The following is a 12,879-nucleotide window of genomic DNA, read 5'->3' as shown; positions in this document are numbered from 1 at the left end:
TCCGGTAAACGTCTCCACCCACACCAGCTCAGCCCGCAACACCCCACCCATACAGGCAAAATGCCCAGCGCCGAGCCTTCTGCAACACCCTTTAGCCGCCGCCATGAAAGCCCGCCGTACCTGCCCCACCTGCCGCATGGACCGCGGTTACGTCATCCCTCATCCTCGGCTGCTGCTGGCCGTGCGCAGAGCCCACCGGATGACCAGCCACCACAGAACCTGCCACGGAGAAGAAGCCCTCAGACCGGTGTGGTCCGGGAGCTTCTCCGTCTTGTGTCGCACAAGTTGAGATCAGGCGAACCTTACCCAGCAGATAACCCTGGAGAGCCCATCTGGTCTGTCCAGCCGTGTTTCAGTTGGCCGGCCCGCTTCCGTTGCGGCAGTACCGGATCGCCCCGGTGGGACCGGATCGAAGACAGATGTCCAGGTGGACGGTAGTGCTCCCGCTGAAGGAGATCGTGTGACCCGTGGTGCACGTACCGGCCCCGTTCGCGTCCTCGATGGACACGTAGTGGGTGCCCCCGCTGTCGGTCCACGAGGCTCGGCCCCAAGCGCGAAGTCCGTCAGCCTGGTTGTCGCAGACCCTGAACGTGTCCGGGCCTTCCCACTGAGCGATTCCGCCTGGGGCCCCGGAGTCGGTAGTGACAACCTGCCAGTCGGTGCTGGCCGAAGCCGGGCCGGAAACCATGAGGGCTGCCGCACCGGCAAAGAGCAGGACACCGAGTGCTTTCATCGGCTTGTTGCGCACAGATGACAGTTTGTTCATGACCTCACCTTCACCTGCGCGTACCTGATGGGCAACCAGCCCTTTCCAGCCAACAAGCTCGAGCTCGTACTGCTCGCACATATGGGAGCCACGGGAAATGGGGAGAACTGCGCGCCGCCCTGTGGCTGCCTGACCCAGCGACGCCGCACTGCAGGTGGCCATCCCCGACGGGTCAGCCACCACGGCTTGTTCCCCGCAGATCAGTCGGGGTCCGAGACGCTCGCACTCGCACGCGACCGCGCAAGCGCAGTGCAGCGGATACCGCCGCCGGGGTGCCACTTCACCACCGGACCGACCACGTCCCCCTGCTCGGCGCACCAGGAGACGGGGACAGCTCCCCCGCGGTCGTACCGCTTGCACACGCATGCCTCCCCCGAGCCGCGTACGCCACCCCGTGCCGGCCCCCCGCCCCCCAGCCTCTCCGCGGTGGCGCCCCGCAGGCCGGCCGGCCTCACCAGCGTCGCCTGCAGACCGCCCGCCCCCGACCGGAACCGGTCGATCACCCGCACTTCCCCATCACTGCCAACGGGCCGTACCGGGCGCGGTCAGCCGGCGCAGCGACGTCCCGAACTCCCCGGCCGCGTCGTCGGCCAGGGCGAGCCACGGGTAACCGGTGCGTGGCGCCGCCGGGCCCGGCCTGCATCAGCGAGGCGATCGTGGGCCCGGTGGGTACTTCGATCTTGTCGTGGGCGAGGAGCCAGGCGACGACCTGGCGGCGGTCGAACTTCGGGTGTATGTCCGTACCGGCCACCGGGTCGGGGAAATCGGGGCGCCGACGGCGCCAGTTCACTACCGCGGCCCGGTCCACCCTGGCGATCCGCGCCACCTCCGCCAAGAACACCCGGTCAGCGCCGGGGGCGGTTGGGTGGAGGGCGGCGAGCGGGGAGCGGCGGCCGGCCGTGACGGTGCGCACGGCCCGCCAGCCCATGGAGGGGCGGACCACCTCCAAAAGCGCGATCCCCTGGGCGTCGTAGATGGGGACCGTGGTCACCCCGCCGTGGTGCTTGTAGTCGATGTCCACGGAGGCGACCGGCGCCAACCAGCCAAGCCTGCCGGCGATCACGTCGAAGTCGGTGCGGCGGACCCCGAGCCGGCGCGCGGCCTGGTCCGGGCCGAGGGGGACGTGCCGGTCGAGGAGGGCGGGCAGGTCCCGGCGGCGGGCGAGGGCTGCCACCTGGTCCGGATGGACGTCGGGGAACTGCCTGTCACCGCCGAGGTAGACCAGCAGACCGGCCCTCACGAGGTGGCCGACCGCCGAGGCGGTCACCCTCGGCCGGAGGATAGGGAGGGGCACCCCCAGGGCTTCCGTCAGCCGGTCCGCCGCCACCCCGGCACCGATCGGCCCCGCAGGGCCGCGCACCTGCTCCGGGCCGGCGGCCTCCACCACCGCCCGCGACCACAACCCCGGGCCGGCGTCCGCCGGCGGGACCAGGCCCGAGCCGGCCGCCCACCGCCAGGCGGCGAGGGGCACCCGCAGTCGGCCCGCGGCCTGGTTCTCGTCGTACTGCTCCCGTACCGAACGCGCCATGAACCGCACTCCGATCACACAACCAGAGGCCGACCACCGAGCCGCGCTGGAAACATGCCGAAAGAACCCGTTTGCTGTCAATAGCCCTGATTTTAGGGTGAGTTGGGGGCACACTGCACAAGCCGCCTACGCGTACGCGAGGGCCGGATTCACCCCTGCGGGGGACACGAAGCAGGGCCGGCACCGACTGGTGCCGACCCCCAAGAGGCCCGTTCGCCGGCGCGCGCCGGGCCGGTCAGCCAGCCGCCGCAGCCGACCCCTGACCGAAGGGCGGGACATCACCGGCGGTCACGTCCAGGCGGATTCGCTGGAACCTCAGCGGGTGACGGAAAACTCCCAGGTCAACCGCCCGGTCCGCGCTGACCTCCGCCACCAGGTCCGGGCGAACGAGCACCACGTCCAGGACGTCACGGCTCCCCCAAGTCGAGGCGCCCCCCTCAAAAGGGTGACCGGGACTGGCCGCGGCGAGGTGCTCGCCGACCTGCCGGGAGATGTCCGGGCGCAGCGGTACGGTCCGGCCGACCGCGCGCAGCCAGCCGTTCTGGTCGTGTGGCGGCCGAGGACGAGGAGCCCGAGGCGGTCAGGGTGCCGGTGACGGCGCCGATGATCGCTTCTGTTGCGTCCCGTCTTCACTGGTGAAGGGTCGGTATTTGCAGCGTGTGCAATTCAGCGACATCGGTAGGTGCACATACCACCACTGAAGGAAGCGGGGGCTGGGCTTTCTGGCCTGGTTCGACTACGGCTGGTTACAGGCTGGCCTGGCGAGAGCGAGACGGGCCCAACGTTGCAGCTCCTCTTCGTGGCTGCCTGTCCTTGTCTGCTGGGCGACCGTCGCAGTGTCCTCGGGTGTCGGATCGCCGTTGCGGGAGAGGAGTACCAGTGGCCAGGCCGGGATGGCGGGCTGCTGGCCGTCGAAGGGATGCCAGCCCCAGGGGCCGTCGAACCGCCAGGCACGCCCGTCATGGTCAACGATTTCGTCGCCTGCCTCGAGGAAGGCGTAGGGGCGGAACAGCAACTCGATGCGAATCGGTTCACCGCCGACCGGGTCGAGGGCGTATCCCTGGTCCTCGATCTCGGGATCGTGGGCTTCGCCCTGCCGCAGGATCTCGAGGTAGCAGGCTGGGCGGGGCAGCACGCCGGTCACCAGAGGGGGGTCGAAGTGGTGGACGGACGCGACATGCACCACCGTCGGCGCGATTCCCACCAGGCAGGTGTCGCCAGCCTTCAGGTCTGTTTCCGCCGGCACAGTACGGAAGTAGGTACGGTCCCAGTCGAAGGCCTCCGGGGTGGGCAGCGCGGTCTCGCCGTTCCAGCAGAAGCTGCGCGCCTCCGGATCGACGTCGTTCCACGGCCACCGTACGGACACATAGAAGCGAGAGACCGAAGCGACTGTGGTCTCTGTGAGCGGGCATTCGAGCGTCAGCACATCGCCGCTCCGGAACCGGACACCACCTCCGTCCAGGCGGTGCCGGCCCGTCGGCTCTTCTACCCAGTCACCCATCATGTCCTCCTCGTCAACCGGAGCGATCATCACAGACGGGGATATGCCGGCCCCCGCAGGGGGTCACGATGGCCATTCTCTGGCGGCGCACAGGCGCCGGCGCCGGGCGGCCGCCCGGCGCTGCAACGCCTCGAACGACAACCGACCCGCTTCCACGTCCCAGACGACATCGAGGAGCCGGCCCGTGGGGCAACTGCTGCTCGGGGGCCGCCAGCAGGTCCGGCCACCGGTCCTGGGCCAGTGCCCCGCGCCGGGTCTGCACCGGCACGGCCCCCGCCCGGGCCGGTCCGCCAGGATGCGCTCCGCGCGGTGGAGGCCTCGTCGGCTGGGGCCGACGGGCGGTCAGTGTGCCCGTGGGCGGGCCAAGTAGCCTCGGTCGGCCTGCACCGGCAGGTTGTGGCGGGCGCCGGTCTCCTCGTCGAAGTCGTCGAGAAAGCCGTGCAGGACGTCCGCAAGGTGGGCCAGTGAGGCCACGGTGAACAAGACGGGCTGGTAACCGGCCACCTGGTAGGGCAAGCGGACCAGATCCGCAAGGTTCCACGGACGCAGGTCGGCACGGGCGAAGCGGGCGAGCTCCCCGGAGGAGGACAGCAGGGCCGCCCCATAGGCCCTCGGCCGGCCCGCTGCCAGGACAACGCCGTACTCGAGGGTGAACCAGTACACGCGGCTGATCAAGTCCAGGGCATCGGCGCTCTCGACGCGGGCTGCCGCACGGCCGACGGTGCGGTACAGGTCAGCGAAGAACCGATCCGCAAGGTGGACGCCGTGCCCGAACACGTCGTGCAAAACGTCCGGTTCCGGGGTGTAGAGAGGGAGAGCGGAGTGACGGACGTACTGGACGGCGTGGAAGAAGCCGTCGGCCATTGCGCCCAGGAACCGCTTGTTGGGAACAATCCCGCCCGCGAGGGTGAACCGGAACCCTGTGAGGGCCTGAAGGACGTCGGAGACCTCAGAGTGCTGTGGGACGCCGTCGGCCGGGATCAGGGCAGCCTCCCGCGTCTCCAGGACCTCCGGGCAGGCCCAGACGTCTTGCGCCGTGCGCACCGCGGCGTGGGCGATGCGCCAGGTCGCATGCTCGGCAGGGGTGTATGCAACCGGCTCATATGGCTCCCCGACCATGTGCCCGGCCGCGAGCGCGGTGATCTGGTTGCGGCGGCGCAGGTAGACGGGATCGGCGAACCCGGGATGCCGGCACGCATCACCCAGCTCCAAGCCGACCGGATCCAAGGGGGTCAGACTCATCCAATCGATCACGAAAGGATCATGACCGCTGGCGTGCCGGGCATCTGCCCGGTCGGCTTGTATCACCCGGACCAGCGACTACCGTGCCCTCGCGTGCACCCCCACGTCATTTGCGCGAACCCCGACACCGCCACGTAGGCGGTCAGCAGGCCGCGCGGATCATTGCATAGCACACAGTCAGCGCAACGCTACTCAGTGACCCAACCAACCCCGCACGCGGCCCCGCCGGGCGCGATGCTCCGGGTTCAGAAACAGCCGCTGGGGCTGCCCACGCAGTGGCCAGCCCCGGCAGAGGTGATCAGGCGCGGCCGACTCTCGGTAGTCGGATGGCTGGCCGAGCCAGACGATGTCCAGGACGGACAGGTGCCGTAGCGGACGGTTGGCGAAGTAGACGACGGACGGGCGGCCGGCGGACGCGATACGGACGCCTTCGCCTTCAGGGTCACCGGCGTCCCACTGGCGGAAGCCCCACGGGTCGGCAGCAGCAGCATCCAGTACGTCCCACACCGTCTCTTCCGCGTGTTCGGGGAGGGCGGCGAGGACCTTTGCGGCCGGCGACGAAATGCGGACCGCGTACGGCTGCAGGCTCACCGGCGCCGCCGGCCGCGGAGCTCAGCCATGTCCATGAACCCGGTCTCGTCGTGGCCGCAGGCCACGAACGCGCAGTAGCAGCTGGTCAGAGGGCCTGAAGGCGTGCGCCTTTGCGGCGGCGGGCGGCGAGACTGATCACGGGGGCGCTACGACGCGGAGCTGGGTCGGTGGCGACGTCCGGTGTGAGGGAGCGCATGAGGACGGGGTGCAGACCGAGGTCTTCGGCGGCCTGGAGCAGGGACGGCGGCTCGCCGTACTTCCGGCCGAGCATGGCGCGTACGAGGGTGGGCTGCTCGGGGTGCACGGCGACGGGTCGGGCTGGCGCCGATACCTGGTGACGCCGCTCGTCTAGGGCCTGTCTTGTGGGTGAGGTCGGATCAGGCCGCGGCGTCTGGGTGCGTGCATCGCAAGGCGGGAGGTGGGGGAGCCTCCCGGCCGCTCCCCGACCGCTTTGCCCCGTTCCGGTGAAGTCTGGCCGTTCTCGGCGCAGTTTGCCCACGTCGCTTCTAGGCTCTGGGCCGGCTTCACCATCCTTCTACCGAACGGGAGACCAGCATGGCCGAGCAGGCTGACCTCATCCTCCACGGCGGTGACATCGTCACGCTCGCGGCGCGCGGCGACGAACGGGGCGAAGCGGTGGCCGTCAAGGACGGCACCATCGTCTTCGTCGGCCCCGAGCGGGAGGTGCTGGAACGCTGGCGCGGCCCGCGCACCGTCGTGCGGGACCTGGGGGGCCGCGCTCTGCTGCCCGGGTTCATCGACGCGCACGGGCACCTCGGAGGCATCGGCCTGCAGGCCGTCATCGCCAACCTGCTCGCCGACCCGGACGGCGACGTCACCGACCTCGCCTCTCTGAAGGACAAGCTGCGCTCCTGGACTGCGGGCCCGGTGGGTGCGGACTCCGGTTGGATCATCGGCTTCGGGTACGACGACGCGATGCTCGCCGAGGGCCGGCACCCCACCCGCGACGACCTCGACGAGGTGTCCACGGACCGCCCGGTGCTCGCCATCCACCAGTCCTTCCACCTCGGCGCGGTCAACAGCCTCGGCCTGAAGCGGCTCGGCTACTCGGCCGCCACACCCGACCCCGAGGGCGGGGTGATCCGGCGGCGCGAACTCGCCGTCCCGCCCTCGTACGGCGAGCCCGACGGCGTGCTGGAGGAGAAGGCGTTCACCCCGGCCTCGGACCTGGCGCTCGCGGGACTCCCGGAACGGGAGCTGCTGATGCTGTTCGCGACGGGCGCGGCCACCGCGGCGAGCTTCGGCTTCACCACCGTGCAGGAGGGCGGCACCACCCTCGCCAACCTCAAGGCGCTGCGGGACACGGCCGCCGCCGTGCCGCTCCCGGTCGACGTGGTCGCGTACGTGAAGGCCCACGAGGCGATCTCGTCCACGCTCGACGACCCGATCGGGGTGAGCGACGAGTACGTGGACGGCGTCCGCGCGGCCGGCGTGAAGCTGGTCCTGGACGGCTCGCCGCAGGGGCGCACCGCCTGGCTCACCGAGCCGTACCTGACGCCGCCGCCCGGACAGCCCGAGGGCTACTGCGGGTACCCGGCGGTGCCGGACGGCGCGGTGGTGGCCAAGCAGATCGGTACGGCGGTCGAGCGGGGCTGGCAGGTCCTGGCGCACGTCAACGGCGACGCGGCGATCGACCAGTTCCTCAACGCGGTCGAGGCCGCCGGGCCGGGCCGGCGGCCGACCGTGGCGATCCACGCGCAGACCGCCCGCCAGGACCAGGTCGACGCGTTCGCTCGGCTGGGAATCCTGCCGTCCTTCTTCTCGATGCACACCTACTACTGGGGCGACTGGTACCGCAAGACCGTCCTCGGCGAGCAGCGGGCGCAGAACATCTCCCCAGCCCGCTGGGCACTCGACAAGGGCCTGCGCTACACCTCGCACCACGATGCCCCGGTGGCGCTGCCGAACTCGATCGCCGTGCTGTCCAGCCAGGTGACCCGCCGCACCCGCAGCGGCCACGTCCTCGGCCCCGACCAGCAGGTCTCCGCCCTGGACGCGGTGCGCGCGATCACCATCAACGCCGCCCACCAGTACGGCGAGCAGGACCGCAAGGGCAGTATCGAGGTCGGCAAGCTCGCGGACCTGGTCATCCTCAGCGCGAACCCGCTGACGGTCGACCCCGAGCAGATCCGCGACATCAAGGTGATCGAGACCATCAAGGCCGGCACCACCGTCCACCCGCCCGCACCCACCGGCCGGGCCTCCGGAACCCTGTCGACCGCACCCACCCCGCAGTGGGGCTGCTCCTGCTGAACCGGCGCGCCCCTCAGTGCCACCGGGCCCGGCACGGCTTCCGCGGCCTGCGCCAGCGTCGTCTCCACCGGCGGTCCGAGCGTCACGGCGCCTCCCTCGCGGCTGCCTGACCCTCTTCCAGGGTCCTGCAGACCAGCCGGAGGCCGCTCTGCAGGACGGCCATCGCATCATCCATCCGAGGGGCGCAGCGGGCCCGTCAGAGGCACCCTGCGGGGCGTGTGCGGCACGGTGGCGGCATGCGCCGCTGCCTGCCCCAGCTCCTTGTCGCGCTGCTCGCGACGTCGGGATGCGTCACCGTCCATCCCGCACCCGCTCGGCCCGCCGGGGCCTCGCCCGTCGCGGTAGCGGAAGACCACAAGCACCCCGTCGACCTCCGGCCCGCACGGCCGGACACGGGGGCGGCGCTACCCCTCTCCTCCATGCCCGAGTCTGCGGCTGCACCTCCGGCCGGCGCCGTTGCGGAGGCCGGCCGTGCTCCCGCGCCGGCCCATCCCGCGCCCGCGGCCCACGAGGCGGCCGCCGAGACTCCGCCCGCCCGGCGATCGGCTCCCAAACACAGGACCGACGGCGGCCCGGTCCGGCCGCGCCGGACGACCCCGCCCCGGCCCGCCGTGCGCCCCGCCGCCAAGCCCAAGCCCAGGAAGGCGAAGCGGCCGAGGCATACGCCCGCACCGCACCGTCCGGTACACGCCCCCGGGGCAGGGGCCGGGGACATGAGGGAGCTGTGCCGCGCCGCGCACGGCGTCACCAGCCCCGCCGTGGCCGCCCTCTGCCACCAGACGTACGGCCGATGACCGGAATGTGGCTGTGACTGCGCGCCGTGGTTGGTCAGAACTCAAACACCAGGCCACGCTGCTTCTGGAGCTCACACCAGTTGGTGAAGGATTCCTCGTACCGCACCCTCTTGCCTTCCCACACACCCTCTGCGGTCACGGTGACGGGGCGATACCCCCGATGGTGTAGCGGACGGAGTCGCCGCTGTAGATGTGCGTGCGCGCAGGGTCAGCGCCCATGGCTTTGTTCACGAGAACGGGCTCTGGCTCACTTTCCGTAAAGCGCATACGTTAAGCGACGGCTGGCGTCCGGCGGCCTCCGGGAAGTCGTCTGAGAATGATCAGCGCCGATCCTGGGGCAGCCGACAGTTCGACGTCGTGGAAGAGGGATTGGCACGCCCAGGGCCTCCGTGAGACGGTCCGCCGCCCACCCCGCCCCGACCGGGCCTGCGATCTCTCGCTTTCGAGGTCCGCACACACTCGGCTCAGTGCGGGAGAAGGCGGCGGTCAGCCGATTGGCTGCCGGGACTCGGCCCGCACCTTCAGGGTGGTCTCGGCGACCTTGGCCAGGTCAACGGACCCGGGCTTCTGCCCCACGATCTCCGCGGTGACCACGCCGACCGAGGCGCCGGTGTTCTCATCCGCCCAGGCGCACATCGGCAGGGTGCTCTCGGCGCCGCCCTGCCTCATGGTCAGCACCTGGCAGGACAGGGTGATGCCGGAGCCGAGGGGCGTGATCTCCCGGGCGGGGACCGCCAGGGTCGCACCTTCGGCGTCCGCCGCGCCGCCCAGCATCTTCCTGCGGGCACTCTCGGGGTCCTTGAACTGGCCATACATCCCGGAGAAGACCAGGGCGCCCTGTCCCTTCGGGGAGTTGGAGTTGTACTGGCCGACGACCGGCTTCGGATTGCGGATCTTCGAGTCGGAGCCGCCCTTCAGGGCCTTCTTGCCCTCGGTGTCCGACAGGTCCTGGACCAGCTCGTACTCGCCGTCCAGCATGGTCTTGGGAACGGTGAGCCGGTACCGGGCCTCGGGGAAGCCGGCTCCGCTCGCCAGGGATCCGGCCCCCGCCAGCAGCCTCACGCCGAATCCGAGGACGCCGAGCACCACGAACGAGCCCGCGACGATCCCGATCACCATGCCCGGCAAGTTCTTGCGCGGCGGGCCCATCGGGGGCTGGCCCCACACACCCTGACCGGGATACGGCTGCGGCGGGTAGGGGTGACCCGAGTACGGCTGCTGGTGCGGATGGGGTGCGGACTGCGGGGCCGGCGGCTGTCCACCGTACGGATTCGGGTGCTGCGAAGACCCATAAGGGCCGGGAGGTTGCGACATGCTCATGCCCGAACGCTACGTCAGGCCCAAAGGTGGTGTGACATCGAGCTTTTGCTCTGCGCGCTCGAGCCAACTCCGGTACCAGTGCGCGAAGTCATGCCCGGTAGATGCGATCCCTTGGTCTGCCGGTCTCAGGTCCTCCCAGATGGAGCCTCGGTGCGGGCCCGTCATCACCATCAGCGACGCATAGCCGCATCCCTGCTCGCTGAGGAATACCGCGCCCGCCTCCTGCGCGTCATACAGCTCCTCGTAGCGCGCATCCCAGGCCGCGTAGGCGCGACGGAACGCCTGGTCGGCTGCAAAGGCGTCCCTCTGGGGCTCCTGTGTCTCGAGCGCGGTGAGCTCACTCTGCAGCGCCTCGGCCACGAAGGGCCGCCCGGCGAACTCGGCGGTGGTCGGCTGCGCGGGGTAGGCAAGCCCGATGCCGACCCACTGCCACCCACCGCTGCCCAGGGCCGGTGTCATCAGACCGTAGTCGGGGCCGGCTCCCCCGCCCCCGACACGGAGCAGAAAGCTCCGATACTGCGCGGGCAGACCAACACCCAGGTCCGCCTCCAATGCCCGCAGCTGCTCCTCGCCCATGACCGGACCGAGGCGAAAGCCATGCCCGTGCGCCCCGAAGACCTTGTCTGCTCCGGGATGCTCGGCGAGCCGGAGCACCCGCTCCCGCACTCCCGCCCATATGTCCTCACTCATGAGCACACGATAGTGAGACGCGCACCGCACCGGCACCGGAAATTCCCGCCGCGCCTGGGCACCCAGCGCAGGCTGCCTGACCGCAACTCGCAATCGCACGCGGCAACAGCGCGCCGCCTGCTCCGGCCGAGAAGCGCCTGTCAGCCGGTCCCGGAGGCGGTCAGGACCGGACGGTCGATGAGGTGGTGCTCGACATCGACTCCGTACGCACCGCCCCACGCGGTTCAGATGCGGCGTGCGACCGCCTCCGCAATCGCCACGGAACTTTTCCGGACTAAGGGATCCGGGACGGATGGGCGCTCAGAGCTCTCAGAGCGGAAGACCCGATCGTGTGAGAATCGCGCTGTGGAGTGCGACGTGTGCGGGCGTTTGATGTGGCAGTGGCCGTTGGATCCGAACGAGTGGGCTGAGGAGATCTGGTCCTGCTCCTGGTGCTGCGCGGTGACCCATGTGGGCGGCGAGTGGTTCGAGGTCTCCCGTCCCCCGTATGCGCCCGTGGACCGTCGCTGGGAGACCGCGCTCGCGGAGGGGTTGCCTCCCGATCCTGCTCACGCCTTCGGCTTCTTCGAAAACACGCTGTGCGGGATCGAGCTCCCCGGCATTGGTCCGTCCGACTACCTCTGGCTCCCGGAACGCCTGAACGCATGCGGTGCATGTAGGGAAGCCGCAGTCGTCATCGATGAGCGTTGGCCGCGCGAACTGCGGGACGACCACGCACGAATCAGCATCGCGAAGCGGCTGGCCAAGTAGTCAGCACTCCCCGTTTGGGGCAGCCCCGCCTGGGGCGGGGCTGCCCCAAACGTCTGGACGGCCTGCTCCCGGCACTGAGCTGACGCCGCCCGAAACCCCCGTCCTCGGGCGGCGTCAGCTCAGTGCCGGGAACGCGAGAGCCCCCGGTCGTCGGCGGGGGCTCCGGTTTCCCGTCCCCTCACCGACCCTCCGGCGCCCACTCTGCCAAGCCCCGGAGCACCGCGCATTGCCCTGGCGTGCACAGCGTCTTGACGGAGAGTCGCCCCGCCGCCCGCGCCCCGGGGCCCCGGCTCTTGTTGCGCGGGCCGCCACGGCCGGTGTAAACCCGTGATCATGCTGCCCGAGAGAACGTTCCGCAGCGCGGAACTAGCGCCCGCCGACCGTTTCGACAGCTGGCGGGCCCTGATGTCGGAGACTCATGCGCCCATGGATATGCGCAGTGAGTACGCCGCCGACTTCTGGGTGAACCAGCGCGTCATCTCGCTCGGCGGGATCACGGTCTATCCGATGGAATGCCGTCCCCTGACCTGGCTGCGCACACCGAAGCTGATAGCGAGGTCGGACCCCGAGGCGTTCCACCTCTCGCTGATCAAACGCGGGGCGGGAGCGGTAACGCTGGGCAAGGACACCGTGGTGCACGGTGTGTTCGACATCCACACCAGTGACACGTCACGGCCGTTCGAGATCAGTTCCGGCCCGCATTCCGTCGAGATCATCGGGGTCGAGGTACCCAAGGCGCTGCTGCCGCTGCCCCCGCACACCGCCGGCCGGGTCATCGGCAAGCGCATCTCGGCCCGGGAGGGAATGGGGGCCCTGCTGGCCACCTTCCTCGACCAGGTGACCAAGGACAGCCGGTCCTACCGGCCGGCCGAGGGCCCGCGCCTGAGCGGCGTACTGGCCGATCTCGTCGCCTCGCTCTTCGCCGGCGTCCTCGAGGCGGACCGGTCCTTGACCCCGGAGACGCACCGGCGCGCCCTGGCGCTCCGCGTGATGGCCTTCATTCGGGACAACGCCGACGATCCGCAGCTGGACGTCCCCGCGATCGCCGCCGCCCACCACATCTCCGTCAGCTATCTCCACCGGGTGTTCCAGCAGGAGGGGGACGGGGCGACGGTCGCAGCCTTCCTTCAGGGCCAGCGGCTCGCGCGGGCACGCCAGGACCTGGCGGACCCGCTGCACCTGGAGGTGCCCGTGCACGTCATCGGCGCCCGGCGGGGCTTCCAGCACGCGTCCGCGTTCAGCCGGGCGTTCCGCGAGGCCTACGGCCTGCCGCCCGCGGCCTTCCGCAGACAGGCCCGGGCGGAAGACCTGGCCGGGGCGGACGACTCCTAGTGACCTGAGTCAGAGATTCGGTGGCAGTAGGCGGCGACTTTGTCGAGGATCTCGTCGGCGGTCTTCGTCCAGACGAAGGGCCTGGGCTGGT

The 12,879-nt window shown here is 70.5% G+C and carries 10 protein-coding genes and 1 pseudogene; 4 read left to right on the top strand and 7 right to left on the bottom strand.

Annotated features, from left to right (window positions below):
* Positions 1-1,265 precede the first annotated feature (1,265 nt).
* The 4 genes from ACFYXK_RS33805 to ACFYXK_RS33790 all read right to left on the bottom strand — a co-directional run bounded on the left by ACFYXK_RS33805 (position 1,266) and on the right by ACFYXK_RS33790 (position 5,628).
* Positions 1,266-2,294: a hypothetical protein gene (locus tag ACFYXK_RS33805; RefSeq protein WP_389414634.1), complete on the bottom strand. Its 1,029-nt coding sequence runs from the start codon at positions 2,292-2,294 to the stop codon at positions 1,266-1,268.
* 736 nt (positions 2,295-3,030) lie between these two features.
* Positions 3,031-3,825, bottom strand: coding sequence for a hypothetical protein (locus ACFYXK_RS33800; protein ID WP_389414633.1), 795 nt, complete (start codon positions 3,823-3,825; stop codon positions 3,031-3,033).
* 312 nt (positions 3,826-4,137) lie between these two features.
* Positions 4,138-5,103 carry a phenylalanine 4-monooxygenase gene (locus tag ACFYXK_RS33795; RefSeq protein ID WP_389414632.1) on the bottom strand — a complete coding sequence of 322 codons (966 nt, stop codon included), beginning with the start codon at positions 5,101-5,103 and terminating at the stop codon, positions 4,138-4,140.
* Between the two features lie 126 nt (positions 5,104-5,229).
* On the bottom strand, positions 5,230-5,628 hold the full coding sequence (locus ACFYXK_RS33790; RefSeq protein WP_389414631.1) for a hypothetical protein: 399 nt from the start codon (positions 5,626-5,628) through the stop codon (positions 5,230-5,232).
* 205 nt (positions 5,629-5,833) lie between these two features.
* On the opposite strand from ACFYXK_RS33790, the gene ACFYXK_RS33785 reads away from it, so the two are divergent.
* Positions 5,834-5,980: a hypothetical protein gene (locus tag ACFYXK_RS33785; protein WP_389414630.1), complete on the top strand. Its 147-nt coding sequence runs from the start codon at positions 5,834-5,836 to the stop codon at positions 5,978-5,980.
* 203 nt (positions 5,981-6,183) lie between these two features.
* The gene (locus ACFYXK_RS33780) at positions 6,184-7,902 is read left to right on the top strand and encodes an amidohydrolase (RefSeq protein WP_389414629.1); all 1,719 of its coding nucleotides are present in this window, start codon (positions 6,184-6,186) and stop codon (positions 7,900-7,902) included.
* Positions 7,903-8,730: 828 nt separating this feature from the next.
* On the opposite strand, the pseudogene ACFYXK_RS33775 reads toward ACFYXK_RS33780, so the two are convergent.
* From ACFYXK_RS33775 to ACFYXK_RS33765, 3 genes and pseudogenes are all read right to left on the bottom strand, one after another.
* A pseudogene (locus tag ACFYXK_RS33775) lies at positions 8,731-8,856 on the bottom strand (SSI family serine proteinase inhibitor); the annotation flags it as partial.
* A 326-nt stretch (positions 8,857-9,182) separates the two neighbouring features.
* Complete coding sequence (locus ACFYXK_RS33770; protein ID WP_389414628.1) at positions 9,183-9,815, bottom strand: hypothetical protein; 633 nt, start codon at positions 9,813-9,815, stop codon at positions 9,183-9,185.
* A 210-nt stretch (positions 9,816-10,025) separates the two neighbouring features.
* On the bottom strand, positions 10,026-10,706 hold the full coding sequence (locus ACFYXK_RS33765; protein ID WP_389414627.1) for an SMI1/KNR4 family protein: 681 nt from the start codon (positions 10,704-10,706) through the stop codon (positions 10,026-10,028).
* A gap of 345 nt (positions 10,707-11,051) precedes the next feature.
* Here ACFYXK_RS33765 and ACFYXK_RS33760 point away from each other — a divergent pair, with 345 nt between their 5' ends.
* Positions 11,052-11,456 (top strand): hypothetical protein, encoded by a 405-nt coding sequence (locus ACFYXK_RS33760; RefSeq protein ID WP_389414626.1) that lies wholly within the window; start codon positions 11,052-11,054, stop codon positions 11,454-11,456.
* A 333-nt stretch (positions 11,457-11,789) separates the two neighbouring features.
* Positions 11,790-12,788 (top strand): helix-turn-helix domain-containing protein, encoded by a 999-nt coding sequence (locus ACFYXK_RS33755; protein ID WP_389414625.1) that lies wholly within the window; start codon positions 11,790-11,792, stop codon positions 12,786-12,788.
* The last annotated feature ends 91 nt before the right edge of the window (positions 12,789-12,879 follow it).

Origin of the sequence: Streptomyces sp. NPDC002209, assembly GCF_042890265.1 — a bacterium.
GTDB lineage: Bacteria > Actinomycetota > Actinomycetes > Streptomycetales > Streptomycetaceae > Streptomyces.
The sequence above is the reverse complement of the archived record's forward strand: the minus strand, read 5'-3'. Positions and strand labels throughout refer to the sequence as shown.